Below are 17855 nucleotides of genomic sequence, written 5' to 3'. Positions count from 1 at the left end.
CCCGCGAGGCGAGCGACGGCGCCATCCTAGTCAGCGCAGCCGCGTGACCCCGAACCGCTCGTCCGGTACGGCGATCGCGTCCTGGGCCGCGATCAGCCGCAGCTCGCGCTCGCCCGACTCCAGGGTGGTCTTGAGCACGTCGTACACCGACGCGACGGTCCGCCCCAGCGCGATGGCGGGCGAGCCCGTCGTGTGCAGGTGGGCGGTGAAGAGGGCGGCGGTGATGTCGCCGGAGCCGTTGGCCTTCATGGGCAGCCGCGGGGTCTGCACGATCCAGGCGCCGTCGCCGGTCACCGCGACCATCTCGATGACGTCCACCGGCGCCCCGGCGCGCTCGACCGACGTGACCAGCACGGTGGACGGGCCCATCTCGCGGACGGCGTCGGCGGCGGCGAGGACGTCCTCGATGGCCGAGGGGCCGCCGAGGGAGTCGCGGCCGGTGATGAAGCCGAGCTCGAACTGGTTGGGCGTGAGGATGTCCGCGACCGGGACGACCTGCTCGCGGATGATCGGCGGGATCTCGGGGTTCACGAAGCAGCCGGACCTGGCGTTGCCCATCACCGGGTCGCAGGTGTACGTCGCCGCGGGGTTGGCCGCCTTGACCCGGCGGACGGCGTCGACGATCACGGCGGCGACCGCGGGGGAGCCCTGGTAGCCGGACAGCACGGCGTCGCAGGTGGGGAGCACGCCGCGCTCCTCGATCCCGGTGATCACCGCGGCGACGTCGGCCGGGTCGAGGAGCGGTCCGCGCCAGGCGCCGTACCCGGTGTGGTTGGAGAAGTGCACCGTGAAGACCGGCCAGACCTCGTGGCCGAGGCGCTGCAGCGGGAAGACGGCCGCGGAGTTGCCGACGTGGCCGTAGGCGACGGAGGACTGGATGGACAGGATGCGCACCCGCCCATCCTCCCGCGCGCCCGCGGAATCGGGAAAGTGAAACCCTTTCGTGAAGAAACTAGAACGCGTTACAGTGACCGTCCCTGCATGACGCCGGTCACAGCACGAAGGATGGACTCCCCATGGCCAAGCGCCCGCCGTACTCGAACGAAGCCGACTACGTGGTGGTCGGATCCGGCAGCTCCGGTGCGATCGTCGCCGGCCGCCTGGCCCAGTCCGGCGCGAGCGTGATCCTCCTCGAGGCCGGCAAGTCCGACGAGAAGGGCATGCACGGGTACTTCACCCGCAAGCCCGGCATGATCGGCCCGATGCACTCCGAGCCGCGGCTCGAGCGGCTCTTCGACTGGGGCTACCGCTCCGTCCCGCAGCCCGGCCTCGACGGGCGCCGGATGCCCGTGCCGCGGGGCAAGGTGGGCGGCGGGTCCAGCTCGGTCAACGGCATGGTCTACGTCCGCGGCAACCGCGCCAACTACGACTCCTGGGCCGCCGAGGGCAACGTCGGGTGGGACGCCGACAGCGTCAACGCCGCGTTCAAGCGCTACGAGGACTTCGAGGACGGCGAGAACGCCTACCGGGGCGCCGGCGGGCCGATCAAGATCACCCGCAACAAGTCACCGCAGGAGGCCAGCCTGCGGTTCATCCAGGCGACGGCGGACACCCTCGGCGTGAAGATCCTCGACGACTACAACGCGGCGGAGCAGGAGGGCATCGCGCGGATGCAGCAGAACGCCGCGGACGGCACCCGCTACTCCGCCACCCGCGGCTACGTCCACGACCTCGCGCCGCGCACCCTGGAGTTCCAGACCGAGGTGCTCGTGACCAAGGTCGTCGTCACCGGCGGCCGCGCCACCGGCGTCGAGGTCCTCGACCAGGGACGCGGCGGCGGCACGCGGCGGCTGATCCGGGCGGGCAAAGAGGTCATCCTGTCCGCCGGCTTCGCGAACAGCCCCCAGCTCCTCATGCTCTCGGGCATCGGCCACGCCGACCACCTGGCCAGCGTCGGCATCGACTGCGTCGCGGACCTCCCGGTCGGCGACAACCTCCACGACCACCTCTTCCACCCGCTGTCCTTCCACGTGCCGAGCGTGCAGTACCGCGGCAATGCGTGGACCTTCTTCAAGGGCATCGCCCGCGACCTGGTGCGGGGCGAGTCCTTCCTGGACAACTCGGTGTTCGAGTCGGTGGGCTTCGTGCGGACCTCGGCCGCCACCGACGTACCGGACCTCCAGCTGCACATGCTGCCGTGGGCCTACCCGAGCCCCAACCAGGACGAGCCGATCCGGCACATCCCCGACGGCCGGCCCTCGCTCACCGTGTTCTCGACGCTGATCTACCCCAAGAGCCGCGGCACCCTGCGGCTCGCCTCGGCCGACCCGGCGGCCGCGCCGCTGGTCGACTACGGGTTCTTCACCGATCCCGCCGACGTGGAGGTGCTCGCCGAGGGCACCGAGATGATCCGCGAGATCATGGCCTCCGCGGCGTTCGGGGGAGCGGTCAAGGAGGAGATCCATCCCGGCCCCTCGGTCCCCAACGGCAAGGAGCTCCGCGTGGCGCTCAAGAACCGCTCGACCTCGGTCTACCACGGCGTCGGCACCTGCCGGATGGGCGTCGACGAGCGGGCGGTCGTGGGCCCGGACCTCAAGGTCCGCGGCGTCGAGGGGCTGCGCGTCGCCGACGCCTCGATCATGCCGAGCATCACCGGCGGCAACACGAACGCGCCCTGCTACATGATCGGCGAGAAGGCCGCCGAGCTCATCCTGGGCGGAGCCGACTGGTGACCGCGGGTACGCCGACGCGGCCGGCCTCCGTGACCGACGAGCTGCTCGAGCGCCTGGTCGCCCGGGTCCCCGGCCGCAGCGGCGCGACGTGGAAGCTCACCGAGGTCTACACCGGTGACGTCCTCGTCGAGCTGCCGCAGTCGACGCCCGAGGACATCGAGGACGCCTTCGCCGAGGCGCGCGCCGCCCAGCGGCTGTGGGCGCAGTGGCCGGTCGCCAAGCGGCTCGAGGTCTTCGCCCGGGCGCACACGCTGCTCGTCGACAACGCCCACACCACGGCGGACCTGATCCAGGTCGAGAGCGGCAAGAACCGGCGGATGGCCATCGAGGAGACGTGCGACCCGCCGATGGTCATGTCGTACTACCTCAAGCGCGCCAAGAGGCTGCTCGCGCCGAAGCGGCACGGCGGCCCGGTGCCGGTCGTCTCCGGCTCGACCGAGGTCCGCGTGCCCAAGGGCGTCGTCGGCATCATCGCGCCGTGGAACTTCCCGTTCGCGACCGGCCTCTCCGACGCCATCCCGGCGTTGATCGCGGGCAACGCGGTGGTGGTGAAGCCCGACAACAAGACCGCATTGTCGCCGCTCTACGGCATCTCGCTGCTGGAGGAGGCGGGCCTGCCGAAGGGCCTGTTCCAGGTGGTGTGCGGCGAGGGGCCCGACATCGGGCCGACCCTGATCGACAATGCCGACTACGTCATGTTCACCGGCTCCACCGCAACCGGTCGGGTCATCGGGGAGCGGGCGGGGCGCAACCTGATCGGCTGCTGCCTCGAGCTGGGTGGGAAGAACCCGATGATCGTGCTCGACGACCTCGATGACGCGGGCGTCGCGGAGTGGGTCGAGAGTGCGGTGTTCGGCGTGTTCGGCAACACCGGGCAGATCTGCATGCACATCGAGCGGATCTACCTTCCCGAGAGCCGGTACGACGAGCTCAGGTCCGCCTTCGTCACGCGCGCGGCCGGCCTCCGGATCGGCGCGGCGTACGACTTCGGCCCGGAGATCGGCTCCCTGGTCAGCCCCGACCACTGCGACCGGGTCGCCTCGCACGTCGAGGACGCCGTCGCGAAGGGCGCCACCGTGCTCACCGGCGGCCGTGCGCGGCCCGACATCGGCCCCGCCTTCTTCGAGCCGACCGTGCTCGAGGGCGTCACGCAGGACATGCTCGCCGGGCACACCGAGACCTTCGGCCCCGTCGTCGCGCTCTACCCCTACCGCACGGTCGACGAGGCGATCCGCCTCGCCAACGACACCGACTACGGCCTCAACGCCTCGGTCTGGGGCGGCGACCTGGCCCGTGCCGAGGAGGTCGCTGCGCGGATCGAGTCGGGCAACGTCAACATCAACGACGCGCTCGCGACGGCCTACGCGTCGAAGGGCTCGCCCTCCGGCGGGGTGAAGAACTCGGGCGTCGGCGCCCGCCACGGCGACCAGGGCCTGCTGAAGTACACCGACGCGAAGAACGTCGCCGTGCTCAAGAAGCAGGTGATGGGCCCGCGACCAGGTCAGCCCTATGACGCGTACGTCAAGCAGATGCTGTCGTCGCTGAAGCTGATGCGGAGGCTCCGCGTCCGCTGAGGCGGCCGCGGACGCGGAGCCCCTGCGGCTCAGGCCTCGATCGCCTCGCGGTCGCCGGAGGGCGCGGCCCCGGAGATCTCGACCTTGCGCGGCTTGGCCTTCTCCGCCACCGGGATCACCAGTCGCAGCACGCCGTTGTCGTAGGCCGCCTCGATGCGCTCGAGGTCGAGGTTGTCGCCCAGGACGAGCTGGCGCGAGAACTGGCCGTGGGTCCGCTCCGACGCGAGCCGCTGCCAGTCGCCGTTGCCGGCGACCCGCTCGGCCCTGATCGTCAGCACGTTGCGCTCGACGTCGATGTCGATGCTCTCCTTGCTGACGCCGGGGAGGTCGAACTCCAAGACGAACTGCTCGCCCTGGCGCCACGCGTCCATCGGCATGACGGCCGGGCGGTTCGTCGTGCCGAGGCCGGCGCCCAGGAGCTGGCCGGCGAGCCGGTCGAAGTCACGGAACGGGTCGGTGGTGCGCAGCAACATGACATCTCCTCCTTCGGGATACGCCGGCGGGTGTGCCGGACAGGATTCGTTGATCTGCAACAACAGTTATAGATAATGTGATCCCGTGAATCAAGGATCCGGCGAGCACGCGGAGCGCACGCGCGGTGTCTTCGCGATCTCGGTCGCGGCCGAGATGACGTCGCTGCAGATCCAGAACCTGCGCGTCTACGAGCGCCGCGGACTGCTGGCCCCGGCGCGCAGCGAGGGCGGCACCCGGCTCTACAGCCGGGCCGACATCGAGACGCTGCACCGCATCCGCGACCTGCTCGCCGAGGGGCTCAACCTCGCGGGCATCGCCCGGGTCCTGGAGCTCGAGGCGGAGGTGGCGCGGCTGCGTCGACGGCTGGCTCAGGCGACCTGAAGGCTGCGCTTCGACAGGCCCATCCAGAAGCCGTCGATCACCTGCTCGCCGGGCTCACCGGGGTCGCTCGCGGCGCCCAGGGTGACGAACAGCGGCGTGTAGTGTTCGACGGTGGGGTGGGCGAAGGGCATGCCCGGCGCCGAGGAGCGGTACGACGCCAGCTCGTCGACGTCGCCGCGCGCCATCGCCTCGCCCGCCCAGGCGTCGAAGTCCCTCGACCAGCCGGGGGCCTCGGCGTCGAGCTGCCACGAGGTGAGGAACGGCAGCCCGTGGGTGAGGAAGCCGGACCCGATGATGAGGACGCCCTCGTCGCGCAGCGGCCGGAGTCGCCGCCCGATCTCCATCAGCCGTCCCGGGTCGTGGGTCGGCAGCGACATCTGCAGCACCGGGATGTCGGCATGCGGGTACATGATCTTCAGCGGCACCCATGCGCCGTGGTCGAGTCCGCGCGAGGCGTGCTGGTGGATCGGCTCGGTGCGCGGCATCATCGCCGCGACCTGCGCGGCGAGGGCCGTCGCGTCGGGCGTCGCGTAGGTCATCCGGTAGTACTTCGGCGCGAACCCGCCGAAGTCGTAGACCAGGGGCGCCCCGCTCGCCGACAGCGAGAGCGGTGCCGACTCCCAGTGGGCGCTGACGATGAGGACAGCCTTCGGGCGGGGCAGGTCGCGCGCCCACGCGGCCAGCTGACCCGACCAGAGCGGGTCGTCGAGGAGCGGGGGAGCGCCGTGCCCGATGTAGAGGGCCGGCATGCGCGTGCTGGTCTCGGTCATGGCCACCTCAATAGTTGAGAGTTCAACTATATTCCCGAGGGGTCAGGCCGGCAAGGCCCAGTCGACCGGAGGCGCGCCGCGCTCGGCGAGCAGCTGGTTGACCCGGCTGAACGGCCGTGAGCCGAAGAACCCGCGCGAGGCGGACAGCGGCGAGGGGTGGGGTGACGCGACCGCCGGGATCGGGCCGAGGTGCGCCGTGAGCGTCTGCGCGTCCCGCCCCCACAGGATGGCCGCGACCGGCGCGCCCGCCTCGGCACGCCGTACGACGGCCTGGATCGCACACGCCGTGACGTGCTCCCAGCCCTGGCCACGGTGTGAGCCCGGCTCGCCCGCGCGCACCGTGAGGACCCGGTTGAGGAGCATCACGCCCTGGTCGGCCCACCCGGTGAGGTCGCCGTGGCCGGGCGAGACGAAGCCGACGTCGTCGGCCAGCTCCTGGTAGATGTTGGCCAGGCTCCGGGGGATCGGCCGCACCCCTCGGTCTACCGCGAAGCTCAGCCCGATCGGGTGGCCCGGCGTGGGATAGGGGTCCTGGCCGACCAGGAGGACGCGGACCTCGGCGAGCGGGCGCTGGAAGGCGCGGAAGACGTGCTCGCCCGCCGGCAGGTAGGACCGGCCCGCGGCGATCTCGGCCCGGAGGAAGCGCCCCAGCGCGGCGATCCGGTCCTCGACGGGAGCGAGGGCCTCGGCCCAGTCGGCGGCCATCAGGCCCTGGTCGACGAGTCCCTGGAGAGCACCCACGGCCGAACCCTAGGACACCAACGGTGTCGCGGTCCCCCAGACCCCACCCCTCCCGAGGTCCGGCCGTGGTGCTGCCTTCGTACGCCGCGTCGCCGGCGGGCGCCCCTCTCCCTCCCAGGGGCGCCACCGCCGGCCACGGCGTAGCTCCGACGCGGATCCCGAGCCCTTGCTGGTCCTCCGGGGGCACTCCCGGCAATGGGGTGCCGGACCCGGTGGGGCTCCCTCCAGCGAACCTCGGGGTCCGCGTCGGTGATGAGAAATCTACGGTCGGGACGGAGGTCCCGGGATCGGGAACGCGGCTCGCCTCCGCTAGTCCTTTGGGACTACGAGCCTGCGGCGATCGGGGCCGTCGGCCGCGCCAGCCGGTCGAGGAAGGCGACCAGCACCGCCTCGCGCAGGGCCGGCGGGGCGACGTCGAGCAGGGCGTTGACCGAGGCCATCCGCTCCGGCAGCGCCAGGTCGCCGCTCTCGCCGGCGAGGCCGCCGGCGGCGAGGAGCAGGTCGAGCTCGTCGTCGCCGAGGGAGGCGGGGTCGAGTCCGCGCAGGAGGTCGGCGACGGCGGGATCCACCGGCACCGGGCCGCTGGCGCGCGCTGCCGCGACGGACGCCGCCAGCGCGTCGAGGAACGCGACGGGGTCCGTCGCCGCGCTGACCGCGAGGTGCAGCGACGGCGGCCGCTCGCCGTAGGAGAGCTGCGGCTGGACGAACCACCCGCGTGCGGCCATCTCGTCGCAGACGGTGAAGACGTCGAGCGGCCCGTCGGCCACCGCGGCGACCAGGGTGGAGGCGGGAGCCGCGACCACCGCCAACCCGTCGAGAGCCGCGATCCCCGCCGCGATCGCGTCGGTGGCGGCCAGCGCGCGCTCGGTCAGCGACAGGTAGCCGTCGTGCCCGATCGCCTGCACCGTGGCCCACGCTCCGGCGGTCGGCCCGCCCGAGCGGGTGGACTGCAGGGTGGCGTTGAGCATCGTGTAGCCCGGCCAGCCGGCATGCGCGAAGTACTGGGGCCGGCGCAGCGCGGGGGTGCGGTGCAGGAGCAGCGAGGCCCCCTTGGGGGCGTAGCCGTACTTGTGCAGGTCCATCGAGATCGAGGTGACGCCCTCGACCGCGAACGTCCACGGCGGCACCGGCCGCCCCAGGCGGGCGGCGTACGGCAGCACCCAGCCGCCGATGCAGGCGTCGACGTGGCAGCGCACGCCCCGCGCCGACGCCGCGGCGGCGATCGCGGGCACGGGGTCGACCACGCCGTCGGCGTACGACGGCGCGCTGGCGACGACCAGCACGGTGGTGTCGTCGATCGCCGCCGCCATCGCCGCCGGGTCGGCGCGATGGTCGGGAGCCGTGGGCACGACGCGTACCCGGACCCCGAAGTAGTGCCCGGCCTTGGGGAAGGCGGCGTGCACCGTGTCGGGCACGACGATCGACGGCGCGCTCACCTCCGGGCGCGCGTCGCGCGCTCCCTGGACCGCCAGCAGGCAGGACTCGGTGCCGCCCGAGGTCAGTGTCCCCACCATCGTCTCGGGCCCGTCGACGAGCTCGCGCGCGAAGGCGACGAGGTCGTTCTCCATGGCCAGCAGGCTGGGGAAGGCGGTCGGGTCGAGACCGTTGCTGCCGGAGAACGCCGCCACCGCCTCCCGGGCCAGAGCGTCGACCTCGGCCAGCCCGGCGTCGTACACGTAGGCGAGGGTGCGGCCGCCCTGCACCGGAAGGTCGCCCTCCTGCAGGGCCGCCAGCCGGGCGCGGATGCGGTCAGGCGTCGACGGTGCCGTCACTGCGGTCCACCTCCCTCTCGTCGAGAGCGTAGCCGCGCAGCCACCACAGGCTGGCCAGCACCAGCAGTGCCGGCAGCACCGAGAAGCCCAGGGTGATCGCCGTGACCGCGGAGTCCGGCTGGACGACGTCCCCGCTCTCGCTGGAGCGGTAGGAGCCGAGCGCGAGCACGACGGCGAACAGCCCGGGGCCGAGGGCGAGGCCGAGGGTCTCGCCGGCCGTCCACACGCCGGTGTAGACGCCCACCCGGGAGGACCCGGTGCGCCGGGCGTCGACGGCTGCCGCGTCCGGCAGCATGGCCATCGGGAAGACCTGCACGCCGGCGTAGCCGACGCCGACGAGGCCGACCGCGGCGAACACGGCCGCCGCCGGCGCGTGCCCGGCGAACGCCGCCAGCGCCGCCCCCGCGGCGAGCACCAGCGACGAGGCGACATAGCCCCGCTTCTTCCCGACCCGTCGACCGACGGCCGCCCAGGCCGGCGTGAGCAGGAGCGCCGGGCCGACGAAGCAGACGAAGAGGACCGTCGCCGCGCCCTCGCGCTGCAGCACCTCCCGGGCGAGGTAGTCGACGCCGGCGAGCATGCAGCCGGTCGCCAGGGCCTGCACGACGAAGGTCGCCAGCAGCAGGCGGAAGTCGCGGGCGGCGGCGACCAGACGCAGCTGGTCGCTCAGGGTGCCGGGGCCGGGCGCGACGACTCCGACGCGCGCGCCGCGGGTCCCGCGGTAGGCGAGCAGCGCACCGGTGAGGATGACCGCCGCCATCGCCACGCCCATCACGCGGTAGCCGTCCCGCCCGCCGACCGCGTCGCGGATCGCGGGCGCGCTGGCCCCTGCGAGCAGGATCGTGAAGGCCAGGATGCCCACCCGCCAGGTCATCAGCCGCGTGCGCTCGGCGTAGGAGTCGGTGATCTCCGCGGGCATCGCGACATAGGGCACCTGGAAGAACGCGTACGCCGTCGCGCAGGCGAGGAAGGCCACCAGCACCCACGCGGCGTCGAGGGTCCGGGAGCCGAGGTCGGGGGCGGCGAAGAGCAGCGCGAAGCAGGCGCCCAGCACGAGCCCGGCGCGCAGCAGCCAGGGGCGGCGCGGGCCGCGTGGGTCCACGGTGCGGTCGCTCACCCGGCCCGCGACCGGGTTGAGGACGACGTCCCACGCCTTCGGCAGGAACACGATCGCGCCCGCCAGCAGCGCCGGTACGGCGAGGGTGTCGGTCAGGTAGGGGAGCAGCATCAGCCCCGGCACGGTGCCGAACGCCCCCGTCGCGACCGAGCCGGCGCCGTAACCGACTCGCACGCCGCGGGGCAGCGCGCTCACTTCCCGAGGGCTCGCGATGCCGCCGAGGAGTGTCGGCGCCTGCGGTTCGTCCCGATCGGGGCGGCCGGCCTGTTGTCCGTCGACCACTGCGTGATCCACTCGTCCATCGCCAGCCACGTGGTGGTCCGCGCCGCGCGTCCGGTGAGCATGCCGAGGTGCCCGCCGGGCACGACCTCGAAGCGCACCTCGGGCGACTTGGTGAGCAGGGGGACGACGGCCCGCACGGCCGGCACGGGCGCGATGCCGTCGGTGGCTCCGCCGAAGACCAGCACCGGGACGGTGATCTCGCCCAGGTCGATGGTCCGGTCGTCGAGCTCGAAGGTGCCCCGCGCGAGCTGGTTGCCCTTCGCGAAGCGGTGATAGAGCTGGCCGAAGGTGCGGCCGGGGTAGGCGATCATGTTGGCGGTGAAGTGGTCGACCGCCTCGACCTGCGCGAGGAACTCGCGGTCGTCGACGTGGGTCGCCAGCGCGATCGGCTTCGTGACGAGCTTCTGGAACGCCGTGAGCTGGAAGGCCCACTTCACCAGGGGCTTCGGGGCGCCGCCGAGCATCTGGTAGCCCCGGGTGATGGGGCCGTTGCCGTTGAACAGGTTGAGCAGCGGGCGGAAGGGCGCGAGGAGCGGCACCAGGGAGATGTCGATCGGGGACCCGACCACCGTCAGCGACGCGACGGGCAGGTCGCCGGAGCGCTGGTCGGCGAGGGTCAGCAGCGAGAAGATGCCACCGAGGGACCAGCCGATCACGTGCACCGGGCGGCCCCCGGCATGCTCGGAGACCGCGCGGATCGCGCTCGGCACGACCTCGTCGACCCAGTGCTCCATGCCGAGGTTCCGGTCCCGGAAGGACACCTCGCCGTACTCCACGAGATAGGTCGGGCGGCCCTCGGTCACGAAGTGCTCCACCAGCGAGCAGCCGCGGCGAAGGTCGTAGCAGCTCGACGGAGCGGCCAGGGGCGTCACCAGGAGCACCGGGTCGCCGTGCTCCTGGACGTGACCGGAGGGTCGGTAGTGGTAGACCTCGCGCAGGGTGCCGTCGTCGATGAGGGTGCGAGGCATCGGCCGCAGGTCGGCCACGCCGCCGTACAGCAGCTTGTGGGCGACATTGCTCGCGGCGGCCACGACCTGGTCCGGGGCGGGGAGCAGGCCGGCTCCGGGCACGGAGCGCAGGGGCACCAGATCCATGAGCGAAAACTACCGCGCCACGGGCCCCGCGAGGGCGTCGTCCGCCGAACGCCCGTCAGGACCGGGTGGCCGGGCGGACCTGCTTGGTGTGCACGTGGTGGCTCTCGTCCTCGAGCTCGGTCATGAAGCTGTCGGCCCACGCCTTCACGTCGTGCTGGGCGATCTGCTTGCGCATCGCCTTCATCCGCCGGGTCAGCTCCTTGGGCTCGGCCTCGTACGCCTCGAGCAGCGCGGCCTTCATGCCGTTCATGTCGTAGGGGTTGACCAGCCACGCCTGGCGCAGCTCGTCGGCCGCGCCCGCGAACTCCGAGAGCACGAGGGCACCGTCGTCGTCGACCCGGCAGGCGACGTACTCCTTGGCGACGAGGTTCATCCCGTCGCGGTAGGGCGTGACCACCATGACGTCCGCCGCCCGGTAGAGCGCGGCCATCTCCTCGCGGGGGTACGACGTGTGCAGGTAGCTGATCGCCGGACGGCCGATCCGCCCGAGGTCGCCGTTGAGCCGGCCGACCAGGCGCTCGATGTCGTCGCGCAGGTTGCGGTAGTGCTCGACCCGCTCGCGGGAGGGCACCGCGACCTGGACGAAGACGGCGTCGTCGACGCTGAGGGCTCCGTCGCTGATCAGCTCGCCGAAGGCACGCAGCCGGGCGTAGATGCCCTTGGTGTAGTCGAGCCGGTCGATGCCCAGGAAGATCCGGCGCGGGTTGCCCAGCGCCTCCCGGATCGCGTCGGCACGCTCGGCCACGCTCTCGGAGCGCGCCAGGTCCTCGAAGCCCGCGGCGTCGATCGAGATGGGGAAGGCCGCGGCGCGGACCGTGCGGCCGTCGGGGAGGTAGACGAGGTCGCGATGGGTCTTGTGCCCGACGCGCTGACGCACCAGCCGGATGAAGTTCTGCGCGGCGCCGGGCAGCTGGAAGCCGACGAGGTCGGCGCCGAGCAGGCCCTCGAGGATCTGCCGGCGCCAGGGCAGCTGCTGGAAGAGCTCGGCCGGTGGGAAGGGGATGTGCAGGTAGAAGCCGATGCGCAGGTCCGGGCGCAGCTCGCGCAGCATCTGGGGCACCAGCTGCAGCTGGTAGTCGTGCACCCACACGGTCGCGCCGTCGTTGGCGAGCTCGGCCGCGCGCTCCGCGAAGCGCCGGTTGACCTTGACGTAGGTGTCCCACCACTCGCGGTGGAACTCCGGCTTCGCGACGACGTCGTGGTACAGCGGCCACAGGGTGCCGTTCGAGAAGCCCTCGTAGTGCTCCTCGATCTCCTCCGCCGACATCGCCAGCGGCACCAGGTCCAGCCCGTCGACCTGGAACGGCTTGAACTTCTGGGTGCCGCCCGGCCATCCGATCCAGACCCCGTCGTGGGCACGCATCACCGGCTCGATCGCGGACACGAGCCCGCCGGGGGACCGGCGCCAGCGTGCTTTCCCCTTCGCGTCGGCGACACGGTCGACGGGAAGGCGGTTGGCGACGATCACGAGGTCATGGCCCACGAGCACACCCTAGCCATGGCCCCCGCGCGCGGGACCGGGCTGTCGGGCTGGCCCGACCATGGGTGTCGTGCTGGCAGGATTCTGCTGGCCTCCGCGCGCGACGAGGCTGGAGCCATGCACGACACCCTGACCGTCCCCGACCCGAGGCCACGATGACGAACCCGCCGGCGCCGCCGACCCGGCGATGGCTGCGCGACACGGGCTACGCCCTGACCGCCCTGCCGGTGGCCCTCGTCGCCCTCGTGGTCGTGATCGTCCTGGTGTCCGCCGGCCTCGGCATGTCGGTGGTCATCGGCGGCGTGTTCGTGCTGGTGGCGAGCGCCTTCGCCGCCCGCGCCTTCGCCCACCTGGAGCGGCGCCGGCTGGGCTTCCTGACCGGCCGGGTGATCCCCCGGCCGGCGTACCACACGGCCCGGGCGGGGGACGGCTTCTGGCGGCGCACGCTGACGCCGCTGCGCGACCCCCAGTCGTGGCTCGACGTGGTGTGGTCACTCCTCGGGTGGGTCACCGCGACGGTGGCGTCGGCGGTCGCGGTGACCTGGTGCGCCATGGTGCTCGGCGGGCTGTCCTACTGGTTCTGGGAGCGCTTCCTGCCGCGCGACGACAGCGACGCGCAGAGCCTGGCCGACCTGGTCGGTCTCGGCGAGAGCCGCGCCGCCGACGTCGGGCTGATCACCGGCATCGGCCTCGTCGCGCTGGTCACCCTGCCCCTCGCCGTCCGCTTCGCCGCCTTCCTCCACGCCAGCCTGGCCTCGGTGCTGCTGACGAGCCGGGCCGAGCTGCAGGGACGGGTCGCCCGGGTGGAGGAGAGCCGGGAGTCGGCCCACCGGGCCGAGGCGGAGTCGCTGCGCAAGCTGGAGCGCGACATCCACGACGGTCCCCAGCAGCGGCTGATCCGGCTGGGCATGGACCTCGGCCGGGCTCGCGTACAGCTGGCCGAGGACCCCGACAGCGCTGCCCGGACCCTCGACGCGGCGGTCTCCCAGACGCGCGCGGCGGTCGAGGAGCTGCGCGCCCTCTCGCGCGGCATCGCGCCGCCGCTGCTGGTCGACCGTGGGCTGACGGCCGCCGTCGTCGAGATGGCCGAGGGCCAGCCGATCCCCGTGCGCGTCGTCGCCGACGTTCCCGACCAGCTGCCCCTGGCCGTCGAGACCGCCGCCTACTTCGTCGCCGCCGAGGCGCTGACCAACGTGGTCAAGCACAGCGGTGCCGACCGCGCCGACGTCACCCTCGAGATCGTGGACGGGCAGCTCCACGTCACCGTCGACGACAACGGCGCCGGCGGGGCCTCGGCGGTGCCCGGACACGGGCTGGCCGGGCTGCGCGACCGCCTGGACGGCGTCGACGGTCGGCTCTTCCTGGCCTCCCCGGGCGGAGGGCCGACCCGGCTGCGCGCGGAGGTGCCGATCCGGTGAGGATCGTGGTCGCCGACGACTCCGTGCTGCTGCGCGAGGGCCTGCAGCTCCTCCTGGCCGAGGCCGGCCACGAGGTCGTGGCCGCTGTCGGTGACGGACCCGCCCTCGTGGCGGCGGTCCTGGCCGAACGCCCGGACCTGGCCCTCGTCGACGTCCGGATGCCGCCGAGCCACACCGACGAGGGCCTGCGCGCCGCGGTGGCCTGCCGCCGGGAGTGGCCCGAGGCGCGCCTGCTCGTGCTGTCGCAGTACGTCGTCGCGTCGTACGCCGACGAGCTCCTGGCGACGGGGGAGGGCGGCGTCGGCTACCTCCTCAAGGACCGCGTGAGCGAGGTGCGGGAGTTCCTCGACGCGCTCGAGACCGTGCGCGGCGGGGGCACGGTGCTCGACCCGATGGTGGTGCGCCACCTGATGGTGCGCCGTCGTGACCCGCTGCTCGCGCTCACGCCGCGCGAGCGGGAGGTGCTGGCGCTGATGGCGGAGGGACGCTCCAACGCCGCCGTCGCCGACGCGCTCACCGTCTCGCTGGCGGCCGTCGAGAAGCACACCCAGCGGATCTTCGCCAAGCTCGGCCTCGCGCCGGACGACGACCAGTCCCACCGCCGGGTGCTGGCGGTGGTGCGCTTCCTCCGGGCGGGTCAGGACTAGCCCAGTCCCGTGCCAACGCCCGGCGCGGCCGAATGACATCGTTGTGATTCGCGGGTTACAGTACGAGTCAGTACACCTGTCGACCTTCCCCACCTGATGTGTCGAGGAGACCTCATGACCGCCGAGCGCAGCACCCAGGAGGACGGCGCCACCGGCGCCGCTCCCGGCAGCCTCAGCGAACGCGACCGCGCGATCCTCGAGTTCGAGCGCCAGTGGTGGAAGTACGCCGGCGCCAAGGAGAGCGCCGTGCGGGAGCAGTTCGACATGAGCGCCACCCGCTACTACCAGGTGCTCAACGCCCTCATCGACCGTCCCGAGGCCCTCGAGGCCGACCCGCTGCTCGTGCGCCGGTTGCGCCGGCTGCGCTCGCAGCGCCAGCGGCAGCGCTCCGCCCGCCGCCTGGGTTTCGAGATCTGATCCGAGGAGTCACGCGGCCATGACCTTCCCCACCTGGCCCACCCGCAGCCCCGACCAGCCCCGCGGCACCGACCAGCGCGGCGCCGTCCTGCCCTCGCCCGTGGTCCTGCTCAGCATCGTCGCCGTGGCACTGGCCGCGATCGCCTTCGTCGCCACCCGCGGTGACCGGCCCGCCGAGCGCGACATCTCCGCGACCAAGGCGGCCGCGACGCCCAGCCCCGACGCCGGACAGCCCACCGACCCGGGCGCGTCGACCGGCCCGAGCGAGACCCCGACCGAGGACAAGCCCGCGCCACCGCCCGTCGTCCGCGGGGACCACGCGGTCGCCGTCTTCAACAACACCGCGATCCGCGGCCTGGCCGGTCGCGTCTCGGAGAAGGTCGAGGCCGCCGGCTGGAAGGTCGCCGCCGCGGACAACTGGTACGGCACCGTCCCGGCCACCACCGTCTACTTCCCGAAGGGCAAGAAGGCCGTGGCCCAGCAGCTCGCCCTCGACCTCGGCATCGCGCGGGTCCTGCCGGCCGACATCGACAGCGACATGAGCGACACCAACCTGACTCTCATCCTGACCGGCGAGCTCGACTGAGGCTCGGGGTCACCCCCCGCTCGTGGGGCCGGCGTGATGGGATGGGGACGTGAGGTTCTCGTCCAGCGAGGGTGAACAGCGGTACGACGCGCTCGTGCGCGTGGCCCGGCGGACCGTCGTCGGCCTCGACTTCGACGGCACCCTGTCGCCGATCGTGGACGACCCGGCGCGGGCGCACATCCACCCCGACGCCCCGGCGGTGCTGACCGAGCTCGCCGAGGAGGTCGCCGCGATCGCGGTGATCACCGGCCGGCCGGCCCGCCAGGCGCTCGACCTGGGCGGGCTGGAGGAGGTCGGCGACGCGCTCGACGCGGCGGGCAAGGAGCTGTTCGTCTTCGGGCAGTACGGCAACGAACGCTGGAGCTCCTCACGGCGGCGGATCGTGGGTGCCCGGCCGCCCCGCGGGCTGGCGACCTTCGAGCGCGACCTGCCGCGCGCGCTGCGCAGCGCCGGTGCGAGCGACGCCTACGTGGAGGACAAGGGTCTCGCCGTCGCCGTCCACACCCGCCGCCTGGAGGACCCCGAGGCGGCGTTCGACCGGCTGCTGCCGCCGTTGCGCGAGCTGGCCGAGCGGCACGGCCTGGTGCTCGAGCCGGGGCGGTCGGTCATCGAGGTGCGCTCCGCCGGCTCCCACAAGGGCCTGGTGGTGAACCGCCTGGCCGCGGTCCTCGACGCCGAGGGCTTCGTCTTCGCCGGCGACGACCTCGGCGACATCGAGGCCTTCGAGGCGGTCGAGGAGCTCGGCCGGCGCGGGCTGGCGACGCTGCGGGTGTGCTCGGCCTCGGACGAGCAGAGCGCCCTGATGGCGCTCTCCGACGTCGTGGTGCGCGGCCCTGCCGGCGTACTGGACCTGCTGCGGCGGCTCACCGACGACGCCCGCGCGCTCCGCTGACCTCCCGTCGTCCACATCGCGGACTTCTGTCTCGCTATCCGGGATCTCGATTGGGTGCGCATCCCCGCGCACCCCTAGGCTGAGCCTGCTCATCCAGAGGGACTGAGGGAACGGCCCTGAGAAGTCCCGGCAACCGCCGCGAAACCCCCGTCGGACACCTGCACGCAGGTGCCGGCGTCGCGGAAACGGTGCCAAATCCGACCCGGGCGAGAGCCGCGCGGGACAGATGAGAAGGAGGAATCCATGAGCGCCGTTGTGACCGAAGCGTCCGAGACGACCACCGCCGCGAAGCCCGGGCTGCGCGAGGGCGCGTTCGGCAACGCCACCGCCCTGGCCTGTCGCGAGTGCGGTCACCAGGTCGACCTGGGCCCCTTCTACGCCTGCCCGGAGTGCTTCGGACCGCTGGAGATCGCCTACGACTTCCCGCGGGTGACCCGTGAGGAGATCGAGGCGGGGCCGCGGAACATCTGGCGCTACAAGGCGCTGCTGCCGGTGCCCGCGGACATCGAGACCAGCCCCAACACCGAGCCGGGCTTCACCCGCCTGCTGCGGGCGACCAACCTGGGCCGCGACCTGGGCATCGACCGGCTGTGGGTGAAGGACGACTCCACCAACCCCACCAACTCGTTCAAGGACCGCGTCGTCGCGTGCGCGCTGAGCGCCGCCCGCGAGCTCGGGTCGACCGTCTTCGCCTGCCCGTCGACGGGCAACCTCGCCAACGCGGTGGCCGCGGCGGGCGCCCGGGCCGGGATCAAGACCGTCGTCTTCATCCCGAGCAACCTCGAGCAGCCCAAGCAGGTCAACTCGGCGATCTTCACCGAGAACCTCGTCGCCGTCGACGGCAACTACGACGACGTCAACAAGCTCGCCTCCGAGATCGCCGGCGAGGAGGAGGGCTGGGCGTTCGTCAACGTCAACGTGCGGCCCTACTACGCCGAGGGGTCCAAGACCCTGGGCTACGAGATCGCCGAGCAGCTCGGCTGGCGCCTGCCCGACCAGGTCGTGATCCCGGTCGCCTCCGGCTCCCAGCTGACCAAGGTCGACAAGTCCTTCCAGGAGCTCATCAAGCTCGGCCTGGTCGAGGACAAGCCGTACCGGATCTTCGGCGCCCAGGCCACCGGCTGCGGTCCCGTCGCCACGGCCTTCAAGGCCGGCACCGACGCGATCCGCCCGGTCAAGCCCGACACCATCGCCAAGAGCCTGGCCATCGGCAACCCCGCCGACGGCATCTACGTCCTCGACATCACCCGGCGCACCGGCGGCGCGGTCGAGGAGGTCACCGACGAGGAGATCCGCGAGGGCATCGTGCTGCTCGCCCGGACCGAGGGGATCTTCACCGAGACCGCCGGCGGTACGACGACCGCGGTCACCAAGAAGCTCGTCGAGACCGGACAGCTCGACCCCTCCCTGGAGACCGTCATCATCAACACCGGCCACGGGCTGAAGACCCTCGACGCGGTCTCCGGCCAGGTCGGCGCCGCCGCCACCATCGCGCCGACGTACAGCGCCTTCAAGGCCACCGGCCTCTGAGCCCCCAC

The 17855-nt window shown here is 72.6% G+C and carries 17 protein-coding genes and 1 riboswitch; of the genes, 9 read left to right on the top strand and 8 right to left on the bottom strand.

What is annotated here, in order from left to right; genetic code table 11:
• Positions 1-30: 30 nt before the first annotated feature.
• The gene (pdxY, locus tag ACJ5H2_RS16320) at positions 31-894 is read right to left on the bottom strand and encodes a pyridoxal kinase PdxY (protein ID WP_408896479.1); all 864 of its coding nucleotides are present in this window, start codon (positions 892-894) and stop codon (positions 31-33) included.
• 122 nt (positions 895-1016) lie between these two features.
• Between pdxY and ACJ5H2_RS16315 the strand changes: the two genes are divergently transcribed.
• Positions 1017-2672, top strand: coding sequence for a GMC family oxidoreductase (locus tag ACJ5H2_RS16315; RefSeq protein ID WP_408896478.1), 1656 nt, complete (start codon positions 1017-1019; stop codon positions 2670-2672).
• The gene (locus tag ACJ5H2_RS16310) at positions 2669-4246 is read left to right on the top strand and encodes a succinic semialdehyde dehydrogenase (RefSeq protein WP_408896477.1); all 1578 of its coding nucleotides are present in this window, start codon (positions 2669-2671) and stop codon (positions 4244-4246) included. The genes ACJ5H2_RS16315 and ACJ5H2_RS16310 overlap by 4 nt, the downstream gene beginning before the upstream one ends.
• Positions 4247-4275: 29 nt before the next feature.
• On the opposite strand, the gene ACJ5H2_RS16305 is transcribed toward ACJ5H2_RS16310, so the two are convergent.
• Positions 4276-4719 (bottom strand): Hsp20/alpha crystallin family protein, encoded by a 444-nt coding sequence (locus tag ACJ5H2_RS16305; RefSeq protein ID WP_408896476.1) that lies wholly within the window; start codon positions 4717-4719, stop codon positions 4276-4278.
• Between the two features lie 85 nt (positions 4720-4804).
• Between ACJ5H2_RS16305 and ACJ5H2_RS16300 the strand changes: the two genes are divergently transcribed.
• Positions 4805-5101, top strand: a complete 297-nt coding sequence (locus ACJ5H2_RS16300; RefSeq protein ID WP_408896475.1) for a MerR family transcriptional regulator — start codon at positions 4805-4807, stop codon at positions 5099-5101.
• Here the strand turns inward: ACJ5H2_RS16300 and ACJ5H2_RS16295 are convergent.
• The 6 genes from ACJ5H2_RS16295 to ACJ5H2_RS16270 form a co-directional block, all read right to left on the bottom strand.
• Positions 5089-5871, bottom strand: coding sequence for a dioxygenase (locus ACJ5H2_RS16295; RefSeq protein ID WP_408896474.1), 783 nt, complete (start codon positions 5869-5871; stop codon positions 5089-5091). The genes ACJ5H2_RS16300 and ACJ5H2_RS16295 overlap by 13 nt on opposite strands.
• Positions 5872-5913: 42 nt before the next feature.
• On the bottom strand, positions 5914-6612 hold the full coding sequence (locus tag ACJ5H2_RS16290) for a uracil-DNA glycosylase (protein ID WP_408896472.1): 699 nt from the start codon (positions 6610-6612) through the stop codon (positions 5914-5916).
• 323 nt (positions 6613-6935) lie between these two features.
• Positions 6936-8384 (bottom strand): pyridoxal phosphate-dependent decarboxylase family protein, encoded by a 1449-nt coding sequence (locus ACJ5H2_RS16285; protein WP_408896471.1) that lies wholly within the window; start codon positions 8382-8384, stop codon positions 6936-6938.
• Positions 8362-9696: an MFS transporter gene (locus tag ACJ5H2_RS16280; RefSeq protein WP_408896470.1), complete on the bottom strand. Its 1335-nt coding sequence runs from the start codon at positions 9694-9696 to the stop codon at positions 8362-8364. The genes ACJ5H2_RS16285 and ACJ5H2_RS16280 overlap by 23 nt, the downstream gene beginning before the upstream one ends.
• Positions 9693-10877, bottom strand: coding sequence for an alpha/beta fold hydrolase (locus ACJ5H2_RS16275; RefSeq protein WP_408896469.1), 1185 nt, complete (start codon positions 10875-10877; stop codon positions 9693-9695). Before ACJ5H2_RS16275 ends, ACJ5H2_RS16280 begins: the two co-directional genes overlap by 4 nt.
• A gap of 55 nt (positions 10878-10932) precedes the next feature.
• Entirely contained in the window at positions 10933-12360 is a 1428-nt protein-coding gene (locus tag ACJ5H2_RS16270; RefSeq protein WP_408896468.1) for a trehalose-6-phosphate synthase, read from the bottom strand.
• 152 nt (positions 12361-12512) lie between these two features.
• On the opposite strand from ACJ5H2_RS16270, the gene ACJ5H2_RS16265 reads away from it, so the two are divergent.
• The 6 genes from ACJ5H2_RS16265 (at position 12513) to thrC (ending at position 17847) form a co-directional block, all read left to right on the top strand.
• The gene (locus ACJ5H2_RS16265; protein ID WP_408896467.1) at positions 12513-13775 is read left to right on the top strand and encodes a sensor histidine kinase; all 1263 of its coding nucleotides are present in this window, start codon (positions 12513-12515) and stop codon (positions 13773-13775) included.
• The gene (locus tag ACJ5H2_RS16260; protein ID WP_408896466.1) at positions 13772-14422 is read left to right on the top strand and encodes a response regulator; all 651 of its coding nucleotides are present in this window, start codon (positions 13772-13774) and stop codon (positions 14420-14422) included. Before ACJ5H2_RS16265 ends, ACJ5H2_RS16260 begins: the two co-directional genes overlap by 4 nt.
• A gap of 114 nt (positions 14423-14536) precedes the next feature.
• Positions 14537-14839: a DUF3263 domain-containing protein gene (locus tag ACJ5H2_RS16255; RefSeq protein WP_408896465.1), complete on the top strand. Its 303-nt coding sequence runs from the start codon at positions 14537-14539 to the stop codon at positions 14837-14839.
• A 19-nt stretch (positions 14840-14858) separates the two neighbouring features.
• Positions 14859-15425, top strand: a complete 567-nt coding sequence (locus tag ACJ5H2_RS16250) for a LytR C-terminal domain-containing protein (RefSeq protein ID WP_408896464.1) — start codon at positions 14859-14861, stop codon at positions 15423-15425.
• A gap of 49 nt (positions 15426-15474) precedes the next feature.
• Entirely contained in the window at positions 15475-16317 is an 843-nt protein-coding gene (gene otsB, locus ACJ5H2_RS16245) for a trehalose-phosphatase (RefSeq protein WP_408896463.1), read from the top strand.
• An 86-nt stretch (positions 16318-16403) separates the two neighbouring features.
• Positions 16404-16550: riboswitch (SAM riboswitch) on the top strand.
• A 10-nt stretch (positions 16551-16560) separates the two neighbouring features.
• A complete protein-coding gene (gene thrC / locus ACJ5H2_RS16240) occupies positions 16561-17847 on the top strand; it encodes a threonine synthase (protein WP_408896461.1) in 1287 nt (428 codons plus the stop codon).
• Positions 17848-17855: the final 8 nt, after the last annotated feature.

It is taken from the genome of Nocardioides pymetrozini (genome assembly GCF_046058985.1).
In the GTDB taxonomy this organism is placed as follows: Bacteria; Actinomycetota; Actinomycetes; order Propionibacteriales; family Nocardioidaceae; genus Nocardioides.
The sequence above is the reverse complement of the archived record's forward strand: the minus strand, read 5'-3'. Positions and strand labels throughout refer to the sequence as shown.